The 26,225-nt window shown below is 70.1% G+C and carries 21 protein-coding genes; 20 read left to right on the top strand and 1 reads right to left on the bottom strand.

Going from position 1 to position 26,225, the window contains the following annotated elements; translation table 11 throughout:
• Window positions 1-39 precede the first annotated feature (39 nt).
• The 6 genes from nrdR to RN743_RS15975 all read left to right on the top strand — a co-directional run bounded on the left by nrdR (window position 40) and on the right by RN743_RS15975 (window position 6,086).
• Window positions 40-561: a transcriptional regulator NrdR gene (nrdR, locus tag RN743_RS04785; RefSeq protein WP_310776852.1), complete on the top strand. Its 522-nt coding sequence runs from the start codon at window positions 40-42 to the stop codon at window positions 559-561.
• Window positions 558-1,352, top strand: a complete 795-nt coding sequence (gene tatC / locus RN743_RS04780) for a twin-arginine translocase subunit TatC (protein ID WP_310776849.1) — start codon at window positions 558-560, stop codon at window positions 1,350-1,352. The genes nrdR and tatC overlap by 4 nt, the downstream gene beginning before the upstream one ends.
• Window positions 1,353-1,477: 125 nt before the next feature.
• Window positions 1,478-4,468 carry a putative LPS assembly protein LptD gene (locus RN743_RS04775; RefSeq protein ID WP_310776846.1) on the top strand — a complete coding sequence of 997 codons (2,991 nt, stop codon included), beginning with the start codon at window positions 1,478-1,480 and terminating at the stop codon, window positions 4,466-4,468.
• A gap of 64 nt (window positions 4,469-4,532) precedes the next feature.
• Entirely contained in the window at window positions 4,533-5,519 is a 987-nt protein-coding gene (locus tag RN743_RS04770) for a polyprenyl synthetase family protein (RefSeq protein WP_310776843.1), read from the top strand.
• Between the two features lie 3 nt (window positions 5,520-5,522).
• Window positions 5,523-5,804, top strand: coding sequence for a DUF4321 domain-containing protein (locus RN743_RS04765; protein WP_310776840.1), 282 nt, complete (start codon window positions 5,523-5,525; stop codon window positions 5,802-5,804).
• A gap of 39 nt (window positions 5,805-5,843) precedes the next feature.
• Window positions 5,844-6,086, top strand: a complete 243-nt coding sequence (locus RN743_RS15975; RefSeq protein WP_343218984.1) for a twin-arginine translocase TatA/TatE family subunit — start codon at window positions 5,844-5,846, stop codon at window positions 6,084-6,086.
• Between the two features lie 134 nt (window positions 6,087-6,220).
• Here RN743_RS15975 and RN743_RS04755 read toward each other — a convergent pair whose 3' ends face one another.
• Window positions 6,221-8,056, bottom strand: coding sequence for a peptidyl-prolyl cis-trans isomerase (locus RN743_RS04755; RefSeq protein WP_310776837.1), 1,836 nt, complete (start codon window positions 8,054-8,056; stop codon window positions 6,221-6,223).
• Window positions 8,057-8,292: 236 nt separating this feature from the next.
• Here RN743_RS04755 and RN743_RS04750 point away from each other — a divergent pair, with 236 nt between their 5' ends.
• From RN743_RS04750 to menD, 14 genes are all read left to right on the top strand, one after another.
• Window positions 8,293-9,054: a tetratricopeptide repeat protein gene (locus RN743_RS04750; protein WP_310776834.1), complete on the top strand. Its 762-nt coding sequence runs from the start codon at window positions 8,293-8,295 to the stop codon at window positions 9,052-9,054.
• 4 nt (window positions 9,055-9,058) lie between these two features.
• The gene (aroQ, locus tag RN743_RS04745; RefSeq protein ID WP_310776831.1) at window positions 9,059-9,526 is read left to right on the top strand and encodes a type II 3-dehydroquinate dehydratase; all 468 of its coding nucleotides are present in this window, start codon (window positions 9,059-9,061) and stop codon (window positions 9,524-9,526) included.
• Complete coding sequence (locus tag RN743_RS04740) at window positions 9,523-10,608, top strand: Xaa-Pro peptidase family protein (RefSeq protein WP_310776829.1); 1,086 nt, start codon at window positions 9,523-9,525, stop codon at window positions 10,606-10,608. The genes aroQ and RN743_RS04740 overlap by 4 nt, the downstream gene beginning before the upstream one ends.
• A 19-nt stretch (window positions 10,609-10,627) precedes the next feature.
• Complete coding sequence (efp, locus tag RN743_RS04735; RefSeq protein ID WP_310776828.1) at window positions 10,628-11,191, top strand: elongation factor P; 564 nt, start codon at window positions 10,628-10,630, stop codon at window positions 11,189-11,191.
• Window positions 11,192-11,193: 2 nt separating this feature from the next.
• Entirely contained in the window at window positions 11,194-11,685 is a 492-nt protein-coding gene (accB, locus tag RN743_RS04730) for an acetyl-CoA carboxylase biotin carboxyl carrier protein (protein WP_310776826.1), read from the top strand.
• 16 nt (window positions 11,686-11,701) lie between these two features.
• The gene (gene accC / locus RN743_RS04725) at window positions 11,702-13,045 is read left to right on the top strand and encodes an acetyl-CoA carboxylase biotin carboxylase subunit (protein WP_310776824.1); all 1,344 of its coding nucleotides are present in this window, start codon (window positions 11,702-11,704) and stop codon (window positions 13,043-13,045) included.
• 163 nt (window positions 13,046-13,208) lie between these two features.
• The gene (locus RN743_RS04720) at window positions 13,209-15,488 is read left to right on the top strand and encodes a DNA translocase FtsK (RefSeq protein WP_310776822.1); all 2,280 of its coding nucleotides are present in this window, start codon (window positions 13,209-13,211) and stop codon (window positions 15,486-15,488) included.
• Window positions 15,485-16,489 (top strand): outer-membrane lipoprotein carrier protein LolA, encoded by a 1,005-nt coding sequence (locus tag RN743_RS04715; protein WP_310776820.1) that lies wholly within the window; start codon window positions 15,485-15,487, stop codon window positions 16,487-16,489. Before RN743_RS04720 ends, RN743_RS04715 begins: the two co-directional genes overlap by 4 nt.
• A complete protein-coding gene (gene rimO, locus RN743_RS04710; protein ID WP_310776817.1) occupies window positions 16,480-17,931 on the top strand; it encodes a 30S ribosomal protein S12 methylthiotransferase RimO in 1,452 nt (483 codons plus the stop codon). Before RN743_RS04715 ends, rimO begins: the two co-directional genes overlap by 10 nt.
• On the top strand, window positions 17,928-19,265 hold the full coding sequence (gene hemL, locus RN743_RS04705; RefSeq protein ID WP_310776814.1) for a glutamate-1-semialdehyde 2,1-aminomutase: 1,338 nt from the start codon (window positions 17,928-17,930) through the stop codon (window positions 19,263-19,265). Before rimO ends, hemL begins: the two co-directional genes overlap by 4 nt.
• Window positions 19,262-20,929 (top strand): apolipoprotein N-acyltransferase, encoded by a 1,668-nt coding sequence (lnt, locus tag RN743_RS04700; protein ID WP_310776809.1) that lies wholly within the window; start codon window positions 19,262-19,264, stop codon window positions 20,927-20,929. Before hemL ends, lnt begins: the two co-directional genes overlap by 4 nt.
• Window positions 20,926-23,007 carry a TonB-dependent receptor gene (locus tag RN743_RS04695; protein ID WP_310776807.1) on the top strand — a complete coding sequence of 694 codons (2,082 nt, stop codon included), beginning with the start codon at window positions 20,926-20,928 and terminating at the stop codon, window positions 23,005-23,007. The genes lnt and RN743_RS04695 overlap by 4 nt, the downstream gene beginning before the upstream one ends.
• 13 nt (window positions 23,008-23,020) lie before the next feature.
• Window positions 23,021-24,454: an isochorismate synthase gene (locus RN743_RS04690; RefSeq protein ID WP_310776805.1), complete on the top strand. Its 1,434-nt coding sequence runs from the start codon at window positions 23,021-23,023 to the stop codon at window positions 24,452-24,454.
• Window positions 24,451-26,214: a 2-succinyl-5-enolpyruvyl-6-hydroxy-3-cyclohexene-1-carboxylic-acid synthase gene (gene menD / locus RN743_RS04685; protein WP_310776802.1), complete on the top strand. Its 1,764-nt coding sequence runs from the start codon at window positions 24,451-24,453 to the stop codon at window positions 26,212-26,214. Before RN743_RS04690 ends, menD begins: the two co-directional genes overlap by 4 nt.
• Window positions 26,215-26,225 lie beyond the last annotated feature (11 nt).

Raw genomic sequence — 26,225 nt, 5'->3', positions numbered from 1 at the left:
CTGCTAGTGCCGCGGACCCCGCGGTGACCGCAGGCTACCGTGCAGTGTCCCGGCTGTAACCACCTCGAGGCGCGGGTCGTCGACTCGCGTACGAGTCGCGGGGGCCGGGCCATCCGCCGCCGGCGCGAGTGCCTCTCCTGCGGTGAACGCTTCACGACCTATGAACAGGTCGAGGAAGAGCCCCTGCTCGTCATGAAGAAGGACGGCGGCTCGGAGACCTACGATCGCGGGAAGCTCCTCGCCTCCATCCGCGTGGCCTGCGCGAAGCGACCCGTATCGAACCGCGACATCGAGTTTCTCGTGGACGAAGTCGAGGAACAGCTGGCGGCCGCGGACCAGCGGGATGTCGCGAGCCTGTGGCTGGGAGAACTCGTCATGGAACGGCTCCGCGCCCTCGACCAGGTCGCGTACGTGCGCTTCGCCAGCGTGTATCGGAACTTCCAGGACACCACGGAGTTCATGGAGGAAGTGCGACAACTTGGACAACTCCTGCGACGCGCCGGACACAGCGCGGCCGGGCAGGTCGAACTGTTCTCGGCGGGAGGCGACGAGGGCCGATGAGGCTGCGGCGACAGACCCGGGGCGCGACCGATCAGGCGGAGATGCCCTTCCTGGATCACCTGGATGAGCTTCGCTCCCGCCTGATTCGGGCGCTCCTCGCGCTCATCGTCGGCATGGTCATCGGGCTGGTGGCCGTGACGCAGTGGGACGTGCTCGGCATCGTCCAGCGGCCGATCGCGGAGCTCCTCCCGGGCGAGGCCCTGAACTACTCCAGCGTGACGACGCCGTTCATCACCATCCTCAAGCTCGGCTTCATCGTGGGTCTCATCGTGGCCTTCCCCTACCTCGCCTTGCAGGCCTGGGGCTTCCTCTCGCCGGCCCTGTACGAGAGCGAGCGGAAGTTCGCCATCCCGGCCATCGCCTCCGGAACCATCCTCTTCATCGCCGGCATCTCGATGGCGTACTTCCTGGTCCTGCCGCTAGGGCTCAACATCCTGCTCAACTTCTTCACGTTCGATGAGCTCAACCCCGTCATCATGATCAACGAGTACCTGACCTTCGCAGTCCGGTTGATCCTGGCGTTCGGGCTCATCTTCGAGTTGCCGGTGGTGCTCGTCTTCCTGTCGCTGGTCGGGATCGTGACGCCCGAAGGGCTCGCGAAGTACCGGCGTCACGCGATCGTCGTGATGGCCGTGGTCTCGGCGTTCCTCACGCCCGCCGACCCGTACACGATGCTCGCGATGATGCTGCCGATGATGTTCCTCTACGAGATTTCGGTGATCATGACCCGGGTGCTTCGGCGCCGTCGCCAGGAGACGGAGCGGGCCGCCGAGGAAGGAAGCTCCGCCTGAGGCTGCGCACGCTCCTGGCGCTGGCGGCCCTGCTCGGCGGCCTCGGCGCAACCGAAACCGCGCGCGCCGCGCCCGCGGGCGTCCGCCCCCTTCAGTTCACCGTCCGGGCGGATACCGACACGGTCGTGGTCGCGGGGCGGGACACGCTGCCTCGGGATGCCGTCTCCCGGGACTCGACGGCGCGGGATACGCTGGAACTCCCGGGAGCCGACTCGGCTGCGGCCGGCGACGCCGCGACGGCGGGCGATTCCGCCGCCGTTGGCGATTCCGCCGCCGCGGTCGGCGACCCGGCCGCGGCCGTTGACTCGAGCGCCGCGGCCGCGGGCCCCGCGCTTCCGGATTCGGCCGCCGCGGACACCCTCGATGCCGGTCCGGACGACCCGCCCTTCCCGCAACAGGATGACATCTTCGGACAGCTCCTCGGGGAGCCGGGCTATCAAGCGATTCGTTACCAGGGGCGCGGGGTCGAGCTGGATGTCGACCGGCAACGAGTGCAGCTCAATCGTGAGGCACAGGTGATGTACGAGCAGTCCACGATCGACGCGGACACGATCACCTACGAGGCGGGTCTGCAGTTCGTGCGGGGCTGCGGCAACATCTCGCTCACCGGGGAAGGGGAGAACGTCATCTCCGACGAGTGTCTGAACTACGATGTCTCCGCCACCAAGGGCACCGTCGTGGACGCGCGAACCTCGTTCGCCCAGCAGGGCGCCGACTGGTTCATCCGGGGGCTCATGACGATGCGGGGCTCCGGCACCGCCTTCGTCGAGACCGGGAACTTCACCTCGTGCGACCTCGATGAACCGCACTACTACTTTCGCGCCGGGCAGATCAAGGTCGTTTCCAACGATATCGTCGTGGCGTGGCCCGTGACTCTCTACATCCAGAACGTGCCCGTCGCGTGGCTTCCCTTCTTCGCACAGGACATTCGGGAGGAGCGGAGAAGCGGCTTTCTGCCGCCCCGCTTCGGGTTCAACGATGTCGTCGCGTCCTCCAGCAACGCCCGCCGGAGCATCACCGACTTCGGGTACTACTTCGCGTTCAACGACTTCATGGATGCGCAGGCGACGGCGGACTGGTTCAGCGGACGGTTCACGCGCCTCAACGGGGCCGTCCGATACCGCTCGATCAAGAAGTTCTTCCGCGGCAACGTCATCGCGAGCTACAGCTTCGGGAACGAGAAGACCCTGCAGTTCCAGATGCGGCACAATCACGAGTTGACCCCCGTCACGGACATTCGGGTCAACGCGAACTTCATCTCGAACACCACCGTCTTCGAGCGTCAGACCTTCGACCCGACGGTCCAGACGCAACGGATCGCGTCGGATGTCGGGGTCCAGCACCGGTTCCCCTTCGCGTCCGTCAACGTGAGCGGGAGCCGGCGCCAGGATCTGGGGGCGCAGAAGGGGCGGACGGACCTCACGCTGCCCAAGCTTCAGATGACCTTCTCGCCCCTGACTCTCTTCCGCGCGCCCCGCAACCGCAGCGGGCCGTTCAACAACATCGTCGTAAACGGCGCCTTCTCCGCTTCGCGCCTCGACCGGACCCAGGAAGAGAGCGACGGCAAGAGGACCGAAGTGGCGTCCGCGAACAGCGCCGTGCGCATCGGCTCCTTCGGAGTCAGCGGGCGGACGAGCTTCAACCGCAACTCCGTACTGCCGTTCCAGCCGGTGTCCGGCGCCGACACGACGGCGGCTGCGGCGTCCGGGAGCGTTTCGAAGCTGGACTACGGAGCACAGGCGGAATACCAGATCGACCTCATCGGGAGCACGACGCTTCGTCCGACGCTGAGCGTGGACGCGAGCCGGTTCCAGTCGGACGACACGAACGGAGAGCTCATCGCGGCACCCGCGCGCCTCCGTATCGGAGCCGCGGTGTCCACCGACATCTACGGGTTCTTTCCCGGTGTCGGCCCGTTCGAGCGGATCCGACACAAGGTCTCGCCGCGCTTTCACTACGACTATTCCCCGGCCGTGGAGGCCTCCGATTCCCTGCTGGCGATCCCGGGGTTCCCGGTGTCGAATTCCAAGGAGGAGAACCGGCTTCGCCTCACCCTGAACCAGACCTTCGAAGCCAAGCTGCGCGAGGAAGTCGAACTCGATCCCGAAGCGGAAGCGCTGCTGGAGGGCCGCTCGCTCGAGGCGGATTCGACCGGCCGGGAGGCCGCGGCGGCCACGCCCGGGGCGGATTCGCTTGCGGCGGCCGGCGATTCGGCGGAGGTCCTGGCGCCGGAAGTCGACCCGGCCGCGGAGGATCCGGCGGCGGAGGACCCGGGCGAAGCGGCTCGCGGGCTGACGGACGCCGGCCGGGAGGCGCCCGGCGCCGGAGGGGACACGGGAGACCCCGATGCGCCACGCCGCGCGCAGCCGCGCCGAAACGTCGTCCTCCTGGGAATCAACTCGAGTCCGCTCACCTTCGACTGGTCCCGCGAGAACGAATCGCCGCTGACGACGGACCGCTGGTCGCACCGCATCAACTCGGACCTGCTCAGGGGACTGTCTCTGAACATGTCGCTCGACCTGTTCGAGGGCACCGGGGAGGAGCGGGTCTTCGCCCCCATCCTGTCGAGCCTGACGGGCAGCTTCACGTTCAGTTCGGCCAGCGGCCTCGGGGGGTTGCTCGGGCTGGGCGGCGGTGGCGGTGGGGGCGGAGCCGATCCCCAGAGCCGCCTGCGGAATGCGGCCGACTCCCGATACCGGCTGCAGAGTTTCGATGAGAATCCGGATCCCGGGGACCCCGGCCTGCGGGCCGGCGGCCCGTGGACGCTTGCGTTGACGTATTCGCTCCAGCGCGGCCGGGAGGACCAGAGTTCGCAGGACCGGCAGTCGCTCAACGCGGTCCTCTCCCTCAATCCGTCACCGAACTGGCGTCTCGCCTGGCGCACGACGTACAACCTCACGAACAAGGAATTCGGCGAGCACCTCATCACGCTCGACCGCGCCCTGCACCGTTGGATCGCGACCTTCATGTTCGCCCGCTCACCGAACGGGAACTTCATCTTCCAGATGAGCGTCAGCCTCATGGACGCGCCCGATCTCAAGTTCGACTACGACCAGCAGTCGCAGGACGGCCAGGGCGGTTTCGGTGCCGGCGGCCTGGGCGGCCGGCGCTTTTGACATTCCTCGCGGGGCTCCCGACATTCCCGTGCACTTCATGCGCGGCTCGCGCGCCGAGGAGGGTATGCTCCCGACCACCGCCATCGATCTGGAACAAGTCCGCCTGCCCGTAGCGGACCGGCTCCTTGCCGTAGAGCGCGAGCTCCGCGGGATGGTTCCATCGGGATTCGAGGCGCTCGACGAGGTCGGCGACTACCTGTTCGCGCGGTCCGGAAAGCTACTCCGGCCCACGCTGCTCCTCCTTGCCGACGGCGTGGGAGGACGCCCCTCCCCGGATGCCGTGAAGCTGGGGGCCATCGTCGAACTGCTGCATGTCGCGACCCTCGTGCACGATGATGCGGTCGATCACTCCGCGAGACGGCGAGGCCGGCCCACCGTCAACCACCGCTGGACGCACCAGGTCGCGATCATCGCGGGAGACTACCTCTATTCGCGGGCGGTCATCGAGGTCGTCGCGCTCGGCAGCCTCGAACAGGTCGCCCTCCTCGCCGATACGGCGAACCGCATGACGATCGGTGAAATGCGGCAGCTCGTGCTCCACGATGGCCTCGACTTCACGCGCGAGGACTATGAGAGGCTGTGCGAACACAAAACGGCGTCCCTGATGTCCGCCGCGTGCGAACTCGGGACCCTGTCGGGAGCGCCGCAATACCGGGACGCCCTCCGCGCATACGGCCATCACCTGGGAATGGCGTTCCAGATCGTCGACGATCTGCTCGACTATTCATCGTCGACTCGCGTGATGGGCAAGCCGCGCGGGCAGGACCTGCAGGAACACAAGGTGACGTTGCCCCTGATCGCCGCCCTGCCCAAGATGGAGTGGGGAGAGCGGCGCGCAGTCGAAGGGCTGTTTGCGGACCCGGAGCCCTCTCCCGAAGCCGTGCAGGAGATCGTGGACCTCGTCGAAGCGCACGGAGGTGTGGAGACGGCCCGCGAGGAGGCGCGGTCGCGGGCGGACCGGGCACGGGATCAGCTCCGGCGCCTGCCGACGAGTCCGTGCCTCGAGGCGCTGAGCCTTGCGGTGGATTATGTCGTCGAGAGGGTACGGTAGCGAGTGAACTTCGGAAGCCGACGCCATCGTTCCCCGATACGCCTGGTCCTCATCATCGCGGGGGGATTCGTGCTCGGGGGGCTGCTCACCGAACTCGCGACGGTTACGTTGCCCCCGTCAGCGGCGCGTCAGTTCTTCATCACAACGGTCGCGGCTTCACTGCAGCCGCTTGCATTCGATCTCAAGGTGCTCGCGTTCACGCTGGGGCCGATCGTCCTGCGCCTGAATGTGTTGAGCGTCGTCGGGGTCGTGCTCGTCGCCTGGTTCGCCCGGTCGCTTCTCTGACCGGGACGCCGACGATGAGCCACAGCCAAGGAGTCTGAGATGTTCGGTCTGAGCCCATGGGAGTTGTTGCTCGTATTCCTCGCTATCCTGCTCCTCTTCGGCGCCAAGCGGCTGCCCGAGATCGGGAGTTCGCTGGGCCGCGGGATCCGGGAGTTCAAGGGTTCGATCAAGGAGGTCGAGGGTGACGTGCGAGCCGAGATCACGGGGGATACCGCGCCTCCATCGGCCGCCTCCGCCACCCAGGAGACGGCGCAGGCCCGCCCCGCCAATACGGAAAGCTAGCCGATAGCAGAAGGGACCCCGCAGGACCCCGCGGGACCGCAGGGGCGCACGCGGGGGCCCGGGGTTGCGTGGTTCCGCGCCGGGCGGCCGGCCCCCGCCAGGCGGTCAGCCCGCTCGGGATCAGAGGTCGGAGATCAGAAGCCCGGGATCATGGGCTGGGCCTCCTGCTGCAGGAGGAGCCTCGCGCGGTGATCCTCCACGGCCGTGTCTTCGCGAAGCGCAACCAGCCACTTCTGTACGTACTGCTGGGAACGCTCGAAGCCCAGTTGCCCCACCACCGCGTCCCTGACCTCTTCGAACCCTTCCCGCGTGGCCTCTTCACGCTCGAGAACCTCCACGACGACCACCGCATCCCCGGCATCGAGGGCGCCGCTGAGTTCACCGACAGCAGCCCCGAATCCGAAACCGACCGCCTCCGTACCCTGGCCGAGTCCCGGGACGAAGTCGCCCCGGCGGAATGAACCGGTCTCTTCGACCGACCAGCCGAGTGCCTCCGCGGCCTCGTCGAAAGTGCTTCCGGCCGCGACCGCGTCGAGCAGGCTGCCGGCCAGTTCCGCGGCCCGTTCCTTCTTCTTCTCCACGATCAGTTCCGCGCGGATCCCGATCCCGGCTTCCTCAAACGGAATCGTGCTCTCGTCCCGCCGTCCCAGGAGCTCGACCAGATGAAAGCCCGCCGGGTTCTCGAACGAATCGGACAGGTCTCCGATCTCGCTCTCGGGGCCGAGCGCCCACTCCCTCGCCACGCCCAGTTGGCCGGCGCCCGGAATGAAGTCCACGCCGTCCAGCAACTGCACATCGGTGCGAACGGTCACGCCCAGCGAGTCGGCGGCCGTCGTGAGGTCCGTGCGCAGCGCGAGATCCTCCAGGTCGTCGAGGAGGGTGAACACCGAATCCTCGGTCGCGCCGGAAATCTCGAACGGGACGTAGATCTGGCGCAGCGCCAGCGAGTCCGAGCTCCGCTCGTCGACCTGCAGGACGTGCAGCCCGAACGGCGTCTCGACCGGATCCGTGACCTGTCCGAGCGGGGCGTCCGCGGCCACCTCCGTGAGTCGGGGGTCGAAGGCGCTCGTTGGACGCTTGCCCATGAAGCCCCCCTCCACGCCCGAGATGGAGTCGGCGGACTCCGCCATCGCCACCTCGGCGAAGTCCTCGCCCCCTCGTACGCGGTCCGCGAGGGCGGCGGCCCGTTCGCGGGCGGCCAGCGAGTCGGCGACGGAGGGCCGGAGCGAGATGCTGACCATGTTCACGCGGGCGCTGGCGGGCCGGATGAGTTCGTCCGCGCGTTCGTCGTAGACCCGCCGGATTTCGTCTTCCGAAACGGAGACCTGGGAGTCCGCCACGGCCTCCGCCGGATCGATCCGCGCGAAGCGGACGCGGGCCTGCTCGTTCGTGTCCCGATAGAACCGCCACGCTTCTTCCTCGGATACGTAGATGCCGCTCTGGACGAGCGTTTGCAGCTTCGCGCGCGGTAGGATGGAGCGGTAGTAGCCCTCGATCTGCAGCAGTTGCGTCTCATCCGTCGCCGGGTCCGTGAAGAACCGGCGGTACTTGTCGATGTCGAACTGTCCGTCCGTCTGAAACCCGGGGTAGCTCAACATCTCCTGGGGCGGCTGCGTGAGGAACGCCTGCCGGACCTCCGCATCGGTCACGCTGACGCCGAGCCGGTCCAGCTCCGCCTGGATCAGCGTCGCGCTGACCAGGCTTTCCCAGGCCCGTTCGGTCACGACGCGGACATCCTCGTCCGTCATGCCGCGGTCGGCCGCGCGGTTCACCGCAAGCTGGTTCTGGAGGAAGATATTCCACTCGTTGTAGCGGATGTCCTGTCCCCCGACCTGCCCCACGACGGGGTTGATCTGCCCGCCGAGGTTCCCTCCCTGCATCGCGTTGATCCCGTCGAACACCAGCCAGCCCACGAAGGCCGCGGCCATGATGCCCATCACGAGGCTCGCGCTGCCGCGCATCTTCCGCATGAACATGAGACGCCGAACCCACCTTGTCGTCTTGAATCGAGTCGCCCGAGCGCGGTCGCGCCGGGGCTGGAAACGCAGGTGAAAAACGTATGCCGGGCCAGCGTTGCGGGCAACGAACGGCGGGAGCTCCGCCGTATTTCCCGGCGTTCGTTGACAACCGAAAAAAACGGTCGGTATGTTGCCGCAGACCGGGCCGGAAGGCCCGAACCTGCCCCTGTTTTTTCCCTGCGACGCCTGTGGCCGCCGACGACCAGACCGTGGAGATCGAACAACTCCTGCGCCGCGCCGAACTGGAGCCTCGGATCCACACGTTCGCGCGCCTCGCCGACCTCTACCGGCAGGCCGGGGAGCACGAACGCGCCCTCGGTGTGATCCGTGATGGGCTGAGAGAACACCCGTACTACCTGGACGCGCGCCTGCTCCACGCCCGCGTGCTGCTCGAACTCGGTCGCGACGAGCTCGCGCGGGTCGAGTTCGAACACATCCTCTCGCTGGATCCGGCGAACCCGCTCGCCTGCATGGCGCTGGGCGTCGAGCGAGTCGACACGGGCGGTTCCGACGGCGCCGCGTCGACGGACGACTGGATGGAAGCGCTGGAGGAGGCGTGGCGGAGCGACGGAGCCGATGCACGGCCCGCTCCGGGCGGCGCGACGGCCGCGCCGCCGGTGGCGCCGCAGAGCATCGAAACCTCGACGCTGGCCGGACTGTACGCGAGCCAGGGCCTCTTCGGCCGCGCGATCGGGGTGTATGAACAGATGCTCTCCCGCGACCCGGACAACGCCGATCTCGCCGCGGCGCTCGCGGAGATACGTCGCCGCGCGGAGGAGGCGGGAGGACCACCCTCCGGTGGCGCCGCGGCCGCCTCGAGCGGAGCGCCGCGGGACGTCCCGGCCGCGGAGGACGGGGCGGAGTCGTCGGACCCGTCCGCCGCCCAGGAGTCGATCGGAGAACAGCTTCGCCGGATCCTCGATGGCGAAGCTCCCGCGAGATCGGACTGAGCGGGTGCGCGGGCCTATCCGCATCGGCGTCCTGAACGGGCCGAACCTCAATCTCCTCGGGCGCCGCGAACCCCACCACTACGGCACGCACACGCTGGCCGAGATCGAGTCACTCCTCCGCGAACGGGCGGGCCTGGACGACGTCTCGCTCGTGTTCTTCCAGTCCAACGACGAAGGCGAGATCGTGGACTGGCTGCAGGCGAACACCGACTCGGTGCAGGCCTGGCTCGTGAACGCGGCCGCCCTGACCCACACGAGCGTGGCGCTCCGCGACGCCCTCGCGGGCTCCGGCCGTCCCTTCGTCGAGGTCCACCTCTCCAACGTGTTCGCCCGCGAGTCATTCCGGCACACATCGGTCCTCTCCGACCTTGCGATCGGCGTCATCGCCGGATTCCGCGCCTCCAGCTACCTGTTCGGTCTCGAGGCGCTCGTCCGGCATCTTCGCGGGAGCGGCGAGGCGGGAACGGAGTGACGCCGCCGGGAACGCGGCGCGGTCGGCTTGAAGCGACGACGAACGCCGCGGGGCGCCGGTCGGTCCTCGTGACCGCCCGGTCCAGCGTCCGCTACCTGAGCGGGTTCACGGGTTCCGCGGGAGCGCTGTGGATCCCCCTCGAGGGTCCGCCGGTGCTCGTCACCGACTTTCGATACGAGGAGCAGGTGCGCCTGGAGGTGGCGGGGCCCATCCGTGCCCATATCGGCCGCGAGGGCTGGATCCGCGGCATCGCCGAAGTGGCGGCGGACGCGGGCGGCCCGATCGCGTTCGAGGCCGAGAGTGTCACGGTCGCCGACTACGAGTCTCTCCGCGACATGCTCCCCGATATCGTCTTCGTCCCGCTCCGCGATCTCGTCGGGACGCTGCGGCGGGTGAAGAGCCGCGATGAAGTGGACGCCATCGAACGGGCGGTCGCGGTGGCGGAGGGTGCGTTCAACCGGTTGCTGTCGAGCATGGAGTGGTCCGCCGCACCGAGCGAGCGCGAGATCGCGACCGCGCTCGAGATGGAACTCCGCCGCGGAGGCTCGGACCCGCTCCCCTTCGACCCCATCGTCGCGGCGGGAGAACGATCCGCGCTTCCCCACGCGACACCCACGGCCCGGCGCGTCGAGCCGGGAGATCTCCTCCTCATGGACTTCGGCGCCCGCGTGGACGGCTACTGCAGCGACCTTACACGCACGCTCGTGCGAGGGACGCCGGAGCCCTGGCAGGCGACCCTTCACGAGCAGGTGCTCGAAGCCCAGACGAAGGCGCGCGAGGTGATCGGCAACGGGGTCGCGTGCCGGGAGGTGGACCTGGCCGTGCGAACGACGTTCGCGCGCCACGACATGGACGGCTTCTTCGGCCACGGCACGGGGCACGGGATCGGACTCGACGTGCATGAGGGCCCCAGTCTCTCGTCCCGCTCCGAAGATGTCCTCGAGCCCGGAAACGTGGTGACAGTGGAACCGGGCTTGTATCTTCCCGGGCGCGGCGGCGTGCGCATCGAGGACGATGTGCGGATAGGGGAGGCCGGTGCCCGCACGCTGACCCGCCTTCCACGCGCCCTCGTCCGGCTCTAGTGCATAGCTATCGGATACCATGGCAGATACTTCGGATTTTCGTCGGGGGATGACGATCGAGCTCAACGGCACCCTCTACTCGATCACCTACTTCCAGCACGTCAAGCCGGGAAAGGGTGGGGCTTTCGTCCGCACGAAGCTGAAGGACGTGATGGAGGGAGGCGTGATCGACAAGACCTTCCGCGCCGGCGAGAAGGTCCGGGAGGTGCGCCTGGAACGGCGGCCCGTCCAGTACACGTACACGGACGGCCACCTGTACTACTTCATGAACATGGAAACCTTCGAGCAGATTCCGATGTCGGAAGATCAGATCGGAGAGGACCAGCTCCAGTATCTGGAGGAGAACATGGAGTGCCAGAGCCTCAACCGTGACGGTGTCGTGCTCGCGATCGAACTTCCGCAGTTCGTCGAGCTGGAGATCGTCGAGACGGACCCCGGAGTGCGGGGGGACACGGCCCAGGGCGGAACGAAGCCGGCCCGGTTGACGGCAGGCGCCGTGATCCAGGTGCCGCTCTTCCTCGAGACCGGCGACGTGGTGCGCGTCGACAGGACGGAAAACAAGTACATCACGCGGGTAACCTGACCATGGACCTGGATTGGCTGAAGGGACTCATCGAGTTGGTCGAGGAGTCGGGCGTGGACGGCCTCGACATCGAGCTTGTGGGCTCGGACACGGGAGACCCGACCCGGGTCAGGATCCGGAAGTCCCCCCGCCTGGCGGCTGCCGCGGCCGTACCTGCGGCGGTGCCCGCGGCGGCGGTCGGCGGGGTGGAGGTCGCGCCGGCGCCGGCCGCCGAGTCCGCCCCTCCGCCGGCGGAGGCGGCACCGGCGTCCGGGCTGTTCGAGGTGCTGTCGCCCATGGTCGGCACCTTCTACCGGGCACCGGCGGCCGGCGCCGACCCCTTCGTATCCGTGGGGGACCGGGTTGAGGCCGGCCAGACGCTCTGCATCCTCGAAGCGATGAAGCTCATGAACGAGCTTCAGTCGGATGTGGCGGGCGTCGTGCAGGAGATCGCGGTCGAGAACGCCGAGCCGGTGGAATACGGCGCGCTGCTCTTCCGCATCGAGCCCGACTGAAGCCGCGGTCGGGCGCATGTTCCGCAAGATCCTGATCGCCAACCGCGGCGAGATCGCGCTCCGCATCCTGCGCGCGTGCCGTGAACTCGATATCCGGACGGTCGCCGTGTACTCGGAGGCCGACCACGACTCGCTCCACGTCCGCTTTTCCGACGAAGACATCTGCATCGGGCCGCCGGTGGGCCGCGAGAGCTATCTGAATATCCCGCAGATCCTCGCCGCGGCCGAGATCACCGGGGCCGACGCCATCCACCCCGGCTACGGCTTCCTGGCGGAGAACGCCGAGTTCGCGGAGATCTGCGAGCGCAGCGGTCTCGTGTTCATCGGGCCGACCCCCGAACAGATCCGCCGCATGGGGGACAAGGCGGAGGCGCGAAAGACGATGATCGCCGCGGGCGTCCCCGTCGTCCCGGGTTCGCCGGAGCCGCTCGACGACGAGGCGGAGGCGCTGGAGGAAGCCCGCCGGATCGGGTTCCCGGTCATGATCAAGGCGGCCGCCGGCGGCGGAGGGAAGGGCATGCGGGCCGCCTTCGAGGAGGGGGAGTTCAAGAACCTCTTCGCGATGGCGCGGAACGAGGCCGAGGCCAACTTCGGCGACCCTACGGTGTATCTCGAGAAACTCATCGAGCGGCCACGCCACGTGGAGATCCAGGTCGTCGGCGACCGCCATGGGCGCGTGCTGCACCTCGGGGAACGCGACTGCTCGAGCCAGCGGCGGCACCAGAAGCTCGTCGAGGAAGCACCGAGTCCGGCCGTCACGCCGGAGCTTCGCGAGGCGATGGGAGCGGCGGCGATCCTCGGGGCGGAGGCCATCGGATATCAGAGCACGGGGACGGTGGAGTTTCTGCTCGCGCCGGACGGCGAGTTCTATTTCATGGAGATGAACACACGGATCCAGGTCGAGCACCCCGTGACCGAACTCGTGACTTCGGTCGACCTCATCAAGGAACAGATCCGGATCGCGGCGGGAGAGAAGCTCGCCATCCCTCAGCCCGTGGAATTCCAGGGGCACGCGATCGAGTGCCGGATCAACGCGGAGGATCCCGAGCAGGGCTTCCGTCCCTCGCCCGGCACCGTCACGGCGTTTCACGCGCCCGGGGGGCCCGGCGTGCGGGTGGACACGCACATCTACGGCGGCTACGTCGTCCCTCCGTTCTACGACTCGCTGCTCGCCAAGCTCGTCGTCTGGGGCCGAACGCGGGATGAAGCCCGGATCCGCGCCTACCACGCGCTCGAGGAGTTCATCCTCGAGGGAGTGCATACGACGGTTCCCTTCCTCCGCAAGGTGCTTGCCCATCCCGATTTCGTCTCGGGGAACATCGACACGGGGTTCGTCGAGCGGTTCCTGACCCGATCGTGAGCGGCGAGGACGCGTCAGCATGGACGACGCGTGGTGCGCGGGCCATCTTGCAGAGCGGTCGGAGCGCGGATCCAACGGTTTGTGCCTGGCTGGATGATCTCGAGGTCGCGCCGGTCCGGCGGTACGGCGCCCTCGTTGGCTGTCGGGGTGGGGAGGATGCGTGATGGTGGATGAACGGCAACGGCGCGAGGTACTGGGCGTCGCGCTGATCGTGCTCGGCCTCCTGGTGGCGTTCGCGCTGCTCTCTCCCGCATTCGCCGGCGGGTCCAACTGGATCGGGCCGGCCGGGGAACTGCTTCACGACAACCTCCGGCGGGCCGTCGGCGTGCTCTCGCCGCTCCTCGCGATTCCGGCGTTCATGTGGGGCCTGCATTTCCTCGGCTGGGGCGACTCGACCCGGGCCCTCCGCTGGTCCATCCTCGCGGTGGCGCTGCTTGCGGTCCTCCCATCGCTGTACCGGCTCATCGCGGGACCGGCGGACGGGGGCGACATCGGCTGGCTGGGCGCGACCGCGGGGGACGGCCTCGCACAGGTGTTCGGCCGTCTGGGCGGCGCGCTTCTCGCCGCGGGCGTCCTCCTGCTCACGCTGTTCGTCACCATGAGGTGGTCCCTGACCGGCGCCGTGACGGCGGGGGGGCGCTCGCTCGCTCGCGGATTCTCGGCCGCCGCCGGCGCCGCCCTCGGACTCGGCCGCTCGTTCGCCGGCGCCGCGCGGCCCTCCCGACGCCCGCGCTCTCCGGCAGAGCCGGATCCGCCGAGCAAGGCGAAGTCGGAGGCGGCGGCGGGGCGGGGTCGCGCCGCGAAGAAACGGACGCCCGCGAAACCGGCGAGCGCGCCGCCCGACCCGGACCCGGCGCCACGGGACGAGACATCGTCCGTTCCGGTACTCGATGACGCCGGCGACCCCGGCTCCTCGGCGGTTCCGCCCATCCACCTGTTCGACGCGCCCGTGGGACGGGGCAGCGGCCTCGGCGTGCGCGATCTCGACCGGCTCGGCGAGATTCTCATCGAGAAGCTCGCCACCTTCCGCGTGGCCGGCGAGATCGGGGGCTGGACCACCGGCCCCGTCGTGACGCAGTTCGAGGTCGTCCCCGCGCCGGGCGTGAAGGTGGGACAGATTTCGGCCCGCGCGGACGACATCGCGCTCGCCCTCAAAGCGCCGTCCGTCCGGATCGTGGCGCCGATTCCCGGCAAGGGCGCCGTCGGCGTCGAGGTGCCCAACCCGGCTTCGGAGATGGTGCTCGTGCGCGAGATCCTCGAGAGCCCGTCGTACCGGCGCGGACGCCACACACTCCCGCTCGCGCTCGGCCGCGACCTCTCCGGCAAGCCGACGTGCGCGGATCTGACCCGGATGCCGCACCTCCTCATCGCGGGCCAGACCGGGTCCGGGAAGTCGGTGTGCATCAACGCCCTCATCACGAGCCTCGTGTGCCGGTACACGCCGGCCGAACTCCGCCTCCTCATGGTGGATCCGAAGATGGTGGAGTTGTCCGTGTACGGGGATCTCCCGCACCTCCGCCACCCCGTCATCACGGACAACGAAGAGGCCGCGTCCGTCCTCAAGTGGGCGGTGTACGAGATGAAGCGCCGTTTCGGACTGCTCTCGGCGAACGGATGCCGGAACGTCGCGGAGTTCAACGGCCGGATCGCGCGCGGTCGCGAAGTCTTCCTCCCGAAGCGCGGCGTCATGGATGAACCGGCGCTCTACGATGAGGGTCCGCTGCCCTACATCGTCCTCATCATCGACGAACTGGCGGATCTCATGATGACGGTCCAGTCCGAGGTGGAGACGCCGCTCGCCATGCTGGCCCAGAAGGCCCGCGCGGTCGGGATTCACCTCGTGCTGGCGACGCAGCGCCCCTCGGTCAACGTCCTCACCGGCCTCATCAAGGCGAACATCCCGAGCCGTATCGCGTTCCGGGTCGCGTCGAAGATCGACAGCCGCACGATCCTCGACCAGAACGGGGCGGAGAGCCTGCTCGGGAACGGGGACATGCTCTTCCTGCCGCCCGGTGAGTCCGATCCCGTCCGCATCCAGGGCGCCTACATCTCGTCCGAGGAGACGGAACGCCTGCTCGACTGGTATCGGGAGCAGGCGAAGGCGCGTGCCGAGGCCGAGAAGGCGGAGGAGGAAGCCGCTTCGGAGCGCGACATCCTCGACCTGCTGAAGGAACTGGAGGAGGAGGGTGGATCGGGGGTCTCGGACGAAGGCGCCGAGGATCGCGACCCCCTGTTCAGGCAGGCCGCCGAGATCGTGATCTCGCACGCCGCGGGTTCGACCAGTCTGCTCCAGCGTCGGCTCAAGATCGGGTACGGACGCGCGGCGCGTATCGTCGACCAGTTGCACGCGGCCGGGATCGTGGGGCCCGCGGACGGATCCAAGCCGCGGGAGGTGCTCGCGACGCTTGCCGATCTGGACGGCGGGGACGGCGACGAACCATGAGGCCCCTCCGCCCGCGGCCGACTCGCTCGGGGGGGCTCGGCCTTCTCGCGGTCGGAGCCGTCGCGTGCGCCCTCATGCCGGCGTGCTCCGCCGCGGATTCCGCGGAGGTCGCCGAGGCGCGAGCCCGGCTGGAAGCCGAGTTCGGCCCGCGCGACGACCCGGCGCCAACCGTGGCCGCCGGGGATTCGGCGGCGACGGAGGATTCCCCCGCGGGGCCGGGCGAGCCACCGGTCGAAGAAGCGGCCGACGCGGTGGGCGCGGCGCCGAGTGAAGGTCGGCCTCCCGCCCCGGCTCCCGACCCCCAGGCCTCCGACCCGGAGGCGTCGCGGCCGGTGGACGACGCGCCTGGAGGCGAGGACGACGAACCCGGACGCATCGACGACGAACCCGGACGCGTGGCGGTGGACTCGCTCGTTGCCCTTGCGCATTCGGCCCATGCTTCGCTCGGCCGTCTCAAGGCGGCCTTCGCCCAGCGCATCGAGAATCCGCTGCTCGGCCGCACGCGCGAGGGCCGCGGAACCTGGTATCAGGCGGGGCCGAACCGGTTCCGCATGGACTTCGACGAACCTGCCGGCGACATCTACGTGGCGGACGGTTCCTGCCTATGGCTCTACGAGCCCTCGCTCCACGACCAGGTCGTGGTTTCCCGCCTCGAGGAGGGCGCGGAGATCGGCTCGGTCGACATCCTCGGACGCCTGCTTTCGCAGGCGCGGACGAGCTACGACGCGGTCGATGAAGGCACCGGGGAAGTCGGCGGCGTCGAGACGCGCATCGTGTCGCTCACGCCGCGGGAACTCCCGGCGAGATACGTGGAAGTCCGCCTGTGGATCGGCGTCTCCGACCGCTATGTGCGCCGCTTCCGCATTCGCGAGGAGAACCGGACCCTCCGCACGGTGACCCTGACCCCGCTCGAGCCCGAGGCCCGGATCGACCCCGCGCTCTTCGAGTACGCGCCCCCGGAGGGGGTGCCGGTCTTTCCCGATGATGTGCGATGCGGCTAGGACTCATCAGCCTCGGTTGCGACAAGAACACCGTCGATTCCGAGCGCATGCTCGCCGAACTCGTCGGCCACGGGGCCGAGCCCACCGATGTGGATGAAGCGGAGGTCATCCTCGTCAACACGTGCGGGTTCATCGATGCCGCGAAGGAAGAGTCGATCGAGACGATCCTCGAGGCGGAGCGGCTGAAGCGCGAAGGGGCGTGCCGCGGCGTCGTGGCGGTCGGGTGCATGGTGGAGCGCTACCGGGAGGAGATGGTGGAGTCGCTGCCCGAGGTCGACCTCCTGCTCGGGCTGCGGGACCTGGACCGGCTCGTGCCGGAGTTGCGCGAGCGCGGACTCCTCCGGGGACCGGCGCCGGCCCGGGTCGTGCACCCGGGGGAACGGATCCCCGTCGGGGCACGCCACGTCCGCTACCTGAAGGTGAGCGAGGGATGCGACCACGGGTGCGCCTTCTGCGCGATCCCTCTCTGGCGGGGGAAGCACCGTTCCTTCGAGCTGGAACGCCTTGTCGCCGAGGCGCAGCGCCTGGAAGCGCAGGGCGCCGTGGAGGTGAACCTGGTGGCCCAGGACCTTGCGCACTGGGGCCGGGAGCGGCGGGACGGGACGGACATCGCGACGCTCGTGGAGGCGCTGCTGCGCGAAACGTCGATCCCGTGGTTCCGCCTCCTGTACATCTACTCCGCGGGCCTGCGCGAACCGCTCATCGAACTGATGGCGTCGGAGACACGGCTCCTCTCGTACATCGACATGCCGATCCAGCACGCGAGCGACACGGTGCTCCACCGCATGCGCCGGCCGGAGCGGGCCGCGACGCTGCGGTCGAAGATCGCCTGGCTGCGGGAGACGATCCCCGACCTCACGCTGAGGACGACCGTGCTTGTCGGGTTCCCGGGCGAGACGGGTGCCGAGTTCCGCGAACTCGTGGATTTCCTCGATGAGGTGCCGTTCGACCGGTTGGGAGCGTTCGCGTTCTCGCCGCAGGAGGGGACTCGCGCGGCTGCCATGGAGGAGAGCTTCGTGCCCGCGGAGCTGGCGCGGGACCGTCTCGAAGAGGTGCTCGAGGTCCAGCGCGCCGTGAGCCGCGAGCGGCTCGCCGCGGAGGTCGGCCGGGAACGCGTCGCCGTCGTGGATGCGCCCGCGGCCCCGGACGACCCGACGCTCGCACTCCTCTACGACGACCCTCCCGCCGCGGCGCACCTCGGCCGGGTCGAGAGCCAGGCGGACGACGTCGATGGCGCGACCGTGCTCGTGGGCGGAAACGGCCTCGTCCCCGGCTCGCTGGTGCGGGTCGAGATCGAGCGGGCCGCCGACTTCGACCTCGCGGGGCGCGTCCGGGACGTCGTGCGCCCGGCGTCCGGGCGCGGTGGAGCGGCGCCATCGCCGGCCCTGCCGTCGGGGCGGGGGCTCCCCGTTCTGGGGCTCGACAGCGCCTGGGGCCGGTGAGCCGCGGGTCTCGCCGGCCGTCCGCCGCCTCCGACTGGATTCGGCGCGCGCGCGACGTGATGCCGGGCGGCGTGAGTTCGCCCGTGCGGGCGTTCGGCGCCGTCGGGATGGAGCCGCTGTTCGCCGCGCGCGGCGAGGGCGCGCGGATCTTCGACGAGGCCGGGCGCGGCTATCTCGACTACGTCCTTTCCTGGGGTCCGCTCATCCTCGGCCACGCCGCCCCGCCCGTCGTCGAGGCCGTGACGCGCGCGGCCCGCGAGGGGATGAGCTTCGGGGCCTGTCAGGCGCGCGAGGTCGAGCTCGCCGAACGCGTCGCCGCCTGTGTGCCTGGCGTGGAGATGGTGCGCTTCGTGAACAGCGGCACCGAGGCCACGATGTCCGCCGTGCGGCTCGCCCGCGCCGCTACGGGCCGTGACCTGATCCTGAAGTTCGCGGGCTGCTATCACGGCCACGCGGATGCCTTCCTCGTTGTGGCCGGGTCGGGCGTCGCGACGCTGTCTCTCCCCGATTCGCCGGGCGTGCCGGCCGCGACCTCCGGCCTCACGCTGACCGCGCCCTACAACGACCTTGAGGCGGTGGCCGCCGTGTTCGCGGCACACGGCCCCCGGCTCGCGGCCGTCATCGTCGAGCCGGTGGCGGGCAACGCGGGTCTCATCCCGCCCCGCGAGGGCTTTCTGGAAGGTCTTCGCGACTGCTGCGATCGCGCCGGGACGCTCCTCATCTTCGATGAGGTCATGACCGGATTCCGGGTCGCGCGGGGCGGCGCACAGGAGCGCTACGGAGTCGCCGCGGACCTCGTCGCGCTCGGGAAGGTCCTCGGCGCGGGGATGCCGGTCGCGGCCTACGCGGGGCCCCGCGAGCTGATGCGGCGGATGGCTCCGGAGGGGGACGTGTACCAGGCCGGCACGCTGTCGGGGAACCCGCTCGGCATGGCCGCCGGCATCGCCCAGCTCGACGAACTCGCGCGGACGGACCCGTTCGACGGCCTTGAGCGGCGCGCGGCGATGCTCGTGGACGGCATCCTGACCGCGGCGAGCGCCCGCGGCATCCCGGTCTGCGGGACCGCGCTGGGTTCGATGTGGGGCGTCTTCTTCGCCGATGGTCCCGTGTTCGATTTCGATGGTGCGCGGCGCGCGGACACGGACTTCTTCGCCCGCTACTACCGGGCGTGCTTCGAACGCGGCGTCTTCTTCGCCCCCTCCGCCTTCGAGGCGGGGTTCCTCTCCACCGCGCACACCGACGCGGACGTGGCGGAAACGCTCGGCGTGGTCGGCGAAGCGCTGGACGCGGCACTGGACGCGGAAACCAGCGCGGCGCCGGAGGGCGCGGGTTGAACTGGCGCGCGCGGATCGTCCCCGAGCGGGCCGCTCCCCTCCTCCTCGGCGGGGTGTTGATGGGGCTCGCGCACCCTCCCTTCCATCTCCTCGTGACCTCCTTCGTCGCGCTCGTCCCCTTCATCGTCTGGCTCGAGGAACTCCCGGCGACGTCGGAGGGCCGCGGGCAGGCCCGCAAGGGTGGATTCCTCTTCGGGCTCGTCTACTACACGCTCGTGCTGTACTGGCTCCTCGTCGCGCTCGTCTTCTACACGTGGTGGGCGTTCTTCGCCTTCCTCGCCCCGATCCTCATCCTCGCGACCTTCATGTCCTGGGTGGCCGGCGGGATCCACCTGGTGAGGGCCCGTTTCCGGTGGCCGCTCTACGTCGTGTTCCCCGTGTTCTGGACCGCCGGAGAGGTGCTGCGGGCACACCTCCTCGACGTCTCCTTCCCCTGGATGCAACTCGGCGACACGCTCTCGGCCTATCCCATCCTCGTGGGCGCGGCGGACCTCGTGGGCGCCCGCGGGCTTTCCTTCTGGCTCGCGCTCGCGAACGCCCTCGTCGCGTCGGGGTACCTCGCGTACCGGGCCGGAGGGTGGCGTGGGCCGCGGCGGCCCGCGGCCGGACTCCTGCTCGTGCTCGCCGTCCCCATCGCCTATTCCGTGGCGCGCTGGCAGACGCTGGAGGTGCGGCCCGTGGCCCGCGTCGGGGTCGTCCAGCCCAGCGTCCCGCAGCACCTGCGCAACACCGATCGCGCCGCGTCGGCCGACAGCGCCTTTCGGTCGACGGCGACGCTCATCTCCGCGTGGCCGGACCGGGAGCGCATGGATCTCGTGATCTTCCCCGAGACGATGCTCGGGGCCGGTATCTTCGATCCGCTTCCCTCCTACGACTATGCCGGATGGCAGGAGGCGCGCGCCTGGGCCGAGGGCGTCGCCGAGGCGCTCGACGCCGAGGTCGCCGTCGGAGGGCGCGGGGCGGACGACCTCGGCGACCGGGAGTACCAGCCGTTCAACTCCGCCTTCCACCTCCGCCCCGGAGAAGGCGTCGTCAACCGCTATGACAAGCGCTTTCTGGTGCCGTTCGTGGAGCGGGTGCCGTTCATGCCCCCCGAGTGGTTCCAGGCCATCCCCTACGCGGGGGGGAACTTTGGCATCGGCGAGTGGCAGGCCCCGATCGAGATCGCCACCGAGGAGGGAAGCGCGGCGTACGGGACGATGATCTGCTACGAGTCGATCTTCTCCCCCCTGGCGCGGCACTACCGGCGGAACGGCGCGGACTTCCTCGTCAACATCACGAACGACTCCTGGTTCGGCCGCGACGCGTGGTGGAGCCGCTCGAGCGCCCTGTGGCAGCACCCGGCCCACCTCGTGATGCGTTCCATCGAGACACGGATGGGGGCGGCGCGCTCGGGGAACACGGGGGTATCGAAGGTTGTGGATCCGCTGGGGCGGGTGTCGCACCGCACCGAACTCTTCGAGCCCGCGTCTTTCGTGGCGGATGTGTCGACGACGGATGAGTTGACGGTGTACGTGCGTTTCGGCGACGTGGTGGGGACGCTGGCCGCGCTGGCAGCGCTTCTTGCTCTTGGGGCGTCTTTCCTGAAGGATCGCACCCGACGCGGCCGGACGCCGCGCGGGGCTTCGGGAGAGTCAGTGGAGCAGGCAAGCGGGAGCGCATGACACGGAGGATGGAAGGGAAGGTCGGGCGACGGTTCGCCCGGCGTGGCGCGTGGCGGCTTCTCGCCGCATTGGCGTGTCTGCCGGGGGCGGAGGGCGTCGCCGCGCAGGTACCGGACACCGTGTCCCGGGATACGGTGTCCTTCCAGCTTCGCGAACTCCGCATCGAGGCGCTGCGGCCGGTCGCCAGCGTCTCGGGTGCGAGCGCGGTGCGCCTCAGCCTTCAGTCGCCGCGCGTGGCCGCCGTCCCCCTGCTCGACGAGGCGTTGCGCGAGATTCCGTTCCTGCAGGTGCGGGAGAACTCGCGCGGCGAGGCCCAGCCGACGCTGAGGGGGACCGAGTCGCGTCAGCTTTCCGTGCTCGTCGACGGGGTGCCTCTGACGCTCGGGTGGGACGCGCGCACGGATCTTTCCCTCATTCCGGTCGACGCGGCGCGCGAGATCCAGCTCTTCCGGGGCATCTCGTCGGTTCTCCACGGTCCCAACGTTCTGGGCGGCGTGGTCTCGATCGAGATCGGACACGGGAGCGTCGACGCGGACCGACGGCTCAACGGGATGCAGGGCGGCATGGACGCGACCGGTGCGGCCTTCGGCGGCGTGCGGCTCGGACGCACGTGGAGTTCGGGGGACGGCGGCGTGTCCGTTCAGGCGGGCGGCGGCTACCGGACGCGCGACGGCGTACCGCTTCCCGGCGGCGTCGTGCAGCCGGCCGCGACCGACCCGAACCGGCGTCTCAACAGCGATCTCGACCATGTGAGCGCCTTCTTCACCGGCCGGGCCGAATCCGAAGGCGGCGCCTGGGTCTCCACGTCCGCCTTCGGGTATCGCGCCGAGCGGGGGGTCCCGCCGGAGCTCCACGTGATGAATCCGCGGCGCTGGAGGCTGCCGGAGGCGAAGCGCGCCGTGGGCACGGTCTCAGCGGGTACCGGGTGGGGTCGCACCCCCTTCGGCACGGGAGACTTCGAGGTCAGCATCGGGGTCGACGTGGGCGACGCGCAGATCGACGAGTTCGAGACGCTGGCCTATGAGGATGTTGCGGGACAGGAGTTCGCGGACGACCGCACCCTCACCTTCCGCGGCCTGTCCGACCATGAACTCGGCGATGGGATCGTGCGGACGGCACTGACGGTGGCCGAGACGCGCCACGTGGAGCGTCTCGTGCCCGGCGGAGAGTCCACCTTCCGGCAGCGCCTGTTCAGCCTCGGCGGCGAGGTCGAGTTGCCGCTTGCGGGCCCCGGCGCGGGGTTCTGGTCGGGCGCCCGCGTCAGCCTGGGGGCGAGTTGGGACCGCGGCAGCACGCCGGAGACCGGCGGTCGCGAAGCGCGCGAGACGATCGACGACTGGGGGGCGCGCATCGGGGGGTCCGCGCAGATCGGATCGCGCGTGCGCTTCCACATGGGGGCGAGCCGCCGCGTCCGCTTCCCGTCGCTGCGGGAACTGTATTCGGGCGCGCTCGGCCGCTTCGTCCCCAACCACGAACTCGCGCCGGAGATCCTCCGCGCGGCGGAGGGCGGCGTCACCGGGACGGTGGAGGCGTTCGGGGCGGAGGTCGAGGCACAGGCTGTGCTCTTCGTCCAGAGCTTCTCGAACGCGATCGTGCGCACGGGACTCGGGGACGGGAGGTTCCGGCGGGAGAACCGGCGTCGCGTGGACGCGGCGGGGATCGAGCTGCTCGGCGACGCGCGGTGGGGGAATGTTTCCCTGGGGGGCGACCTGACGTGGCAGAACGTGAATGTCACGGACCGGCGGTTCGAGGGCCGCAGCCTCCGTGCGGAGTATCAGCCCGGGATCGCCGTCGGAGCGCACGTGGAGAGCCCGCTCCCCGCGGGTTTCCGGGCGCGGGCCGCGGTGGAGGCGATCGGGCGCCAGTACTGCGTCGATCCGGACTTCGATGCCGACATCGCCCTCGATCCGACGGCCCGCGTCGACCTCGTCGTGAGTCGGGAGTTTGCGGTCAGCGGACCCTTCCGGACGCTCCAGACGTCGCTGTCTCTGGACAACCTCGCGGACGCGACGGTCTTCGATCAGTGCGGACTGCCGCAGCCCGGCCGGCTGCTGCGCCTCCAGTTCCGGCTCTTCTAGTGTCGTGTCCAGGATGAGGGCGTCCGGGCGGTCCCGCGGGAGGCGGGCGGAGGAGGCGCTCGAGGCGGCGCGCGGGGCGGGTTGCTTCGCCAGCGTGACCTTGCGCTTGCCGAGCATCGAGCCCGAAGCGGTGCTCGCCTCGCCACCGGTCGGCGTGCGTGGCTTCTGGCAGAGCGGCCCGCACTGGATCGCGCACGCGGGCGCCGCCGCGGAGATCGACAGCCGGGAGGGGGCGCCGGGACCCGCTCCCGGAGATCTCATCGCCTGGACGCGGGGGCGCGCGGAGAAACTGTTCTCGGAACCGTGGGTTCTCGACCTGGACGGCGAGGCCAGGCGGCCGCGCATGCATGGCGGCTTCGCCTTCGACCCCGCGCGGCGCGCGGATCGGGAGCCGGGCTTCTGGGAGGCGTTCCCGAGTGCGCGCTTCGTGCTGCCGGCCTACGAAGTCGAGGCGGACGAACGTGGTGCGTGGCTGACGGTGACGCGCCGCTTCGCCGCCGGCACCTCCGGCGGTCAGGCGATCGATCGACTCCGCCGGCGCGCGACGCGAACGCGCGAGCAGCTTGCGAGGCTCGAGCGTCAGGGGGCGGCGCCGGGGCCCGTGCCGTCCGCGACCGCCATCGAGGAACTGCTGGATCGCCGGCAATGGCAGCGCGCCGTCGACGAGATTCTTGAGGAGATCCGATCCGGTCGGGTTCGAAAGGTCGTGCTCGCCCGTTCCATCGATATCACGCTCGGAAGGCTGCCGGACTCCGCCGCCGTTCTCACGGCTCTGCGGACGGCGAACCCGCTCGCGCACCTCTACCTGATGCAGTTCGCCCGCGACCGCTTCCTCGTCGGCGCCGCCCCCGAGCTGATCGGTTCGCTGCGCGGGCGCCGTTTTCGCACGATGGCGGTCGGGGGGTCGACGCCGCGCGGCGCGGATCCGGCATCGGACGCGTGGCTTGGCCGCCAGTTGCTCGACAGCCGCAAGAACCGGGAGGAACACCTCGTCGTGGTCGAGGACATCGTCGAGCGGCTGCGTCAGTCCGGCGTCCGGATCGGAGCGATCCCGAAGCCCGCCCTGCTGCGCCTGCCGCGGATCCAGCACCTTCGCACGGACCTCGAGGCGGAGACCCGGCCCGGCACGCACATCCTGTCGCTGGTGGAGACGCTCCATCCCACCGCGGCCGTATGTGGCGATCCTCGCGCCGGCGCACGCGACATCATCCGCGCGCACGAGACGGAAGGTCGCGGCTGGTACGCGGGTCCGGTCGGCTGGTTCGACGAGGACGGCAACGGGGAATTCGCCCCCGCGCTGCGCGGCGGCGTCGCCAGGGGGCCGCTCCTCCGGCTCTACGCCGCCGCGGGCCTCGTCAGCGGTTCCCGGGCTCCGGCGGAGTGGGACGAGACCCGGGTCAAGCTGCAGACGATGCTCGCGGCGCTCGGTGTCGCGCGGACGCGGTGAGCCGGACTTCGGCCGCGCCCAATCGGAATGCACTGTGGGCGCGGGCGCTCGTCGACGGCCTCGCCCGGCGCGGGGTGTCGCACGCCTGCATCGGTTCCGGGTCCCGGTCCGCCCCCCTGGTGGACGCGCTGGCGGCGGACGACCGGTTCATCCTTCACCCTCACGTGGATGAACGGAGCGCCGCCTTCTTCGCTCTGGGCGCGGGCGCGGCGAGCGGACGGCCGGCGGCGGTCGTCACGACGTCCGGCACCGCCGCGGCCAATCTCTTTCCGGCCGTCGTGGAGGCGAGCCGGAGCGAGGTCCCTTTCCTCGCGCTGACGGCGGATCGGCCGGCGGCGCTGAGGGGCACGGATGCGAACCAGACGATCGACCAGCGGGATCTCTTCGGCCGCTACGCCCGCCGGTCCATCGACCTGGCGCTTCCGGAGCCGACCGCGGCGGGGCTCGCCCGCCTGGGAGCCGCGGTGGAGGCCGCGTGGCGCGCGGCGCTGGGCCCCCCGGCGGGACCGGCGCACCTGAACGTCCAGTTCGCGAAGCCGCTGGAGCCGGTTCGGGTGCCGGGCGACGTGCCTCCCGATCTGGAGCCGCGCCTCCCCGGCTCCCCGACGCCCGGCGACGAGCCGGGAGCGCTGCCGCCGGACGCCGGCGGCGAACTCGCGGCGCTGCTGCAGGGCGCGCGGCGACCGCTCATCGTCTGCGGTCCAAACCAGCGGCCCGGGATCGGCCGCGCCGCCCTGACGCTGGCGGCCCGGATGCGCGCCCCGCTCGTCGCCGATCCGCTCTCCGGCGCCCGTTTCGGCTCCGGCGCGGAGCGCTGGACGATGGGCAGCGCCGACCTTTCGCTCCGCGCCGACGAAGTGGCCGCGGCGCTGCGCCCGGATCTGGTCCTTCGCGTCGGACGCGCGCCGACCTCCGCAGCGGTCTGTCGCTACCTGGAGCGGCACGCGGACGCGCCCCAGTTCGTCCTCGACGCGACGCACCGCTGGCACGATCATCTCGCCACGAAGGCGCGGCCGCTGACCGGCGATCCGGTCGCGACCCTCGAGCGTGCGGCCGCAACCGATTCCGGAGAAGCGGAAGAGGCGTGGTTCGGGCGCTGGCGGGCCACGGATCGCGCGGCGCGTCTCGCGGTCGAGCGGTCGCTGGCGGAGACGTGGTTCGAGGGCGCGATCGCGAACGCCATGGCGGAGAGCCTCCCGGAAGGGACGCCCTGGTTTATCGGCAACTCGATGCCGATTCGCGACATCGACGCCTTCACGCGCGCGACGGATCGGTCGCTGCGCACCCTCGGCCTCCGAGGCGCGAGCGGGATCGACGGCAACGTGAGCGCCGCGCTCGGCGCCGCGGCCGCCTGCGGACGACCCTCGGCTGCGCTCATTGGCGACCTCACGCTACTCCACGATGTGGGGGCGCTGCTCGCCGATCGCCCGTCCGGCATCTCGCTCCACCTCGTTGTCATCCAGAACCGCGGCGGCGGCATTTTCCACATGCTACCGATCCGCGAGCACGATCCGCCCTTCACGCCCTACGTGGTCATGCCTCAGTCCGTCGATCTGGGCGCGGTTGCCGCCGCCGCCGGAATCCCGCACCGTCTCGTTTCGTCGGCCGCCGAACTGCGGGAGGTCGTGAAGGCGCCGGGCCCCGGCTCGGAGGGCCGGGGCCTCCGCCTCACGGAGGCGTGCGTCGAGCGTGAACACAACTGGCAGCAGCGCACCGCCGCGATCGAACGCGCGAAGGAGGCGGCGCGCCGCGAGATCTGAGGGAGAACCCG

The sequence above is a fragment of the Candidatus Palauibacter scopulicola genome (assembly GCF_947581915.1).
GTDB classification, from domain to species: Bacteria; Gemmatimonadota; Gemmatimonadetes; order Palauibacterales; family Palauibacteraceae; genus Palauibacter; species Palauibacter scopulicola.
Note: the sequence above shows the minus strand (reverse complement) of the source record. Positions and strands in the feature narration are given on the sequence as shown.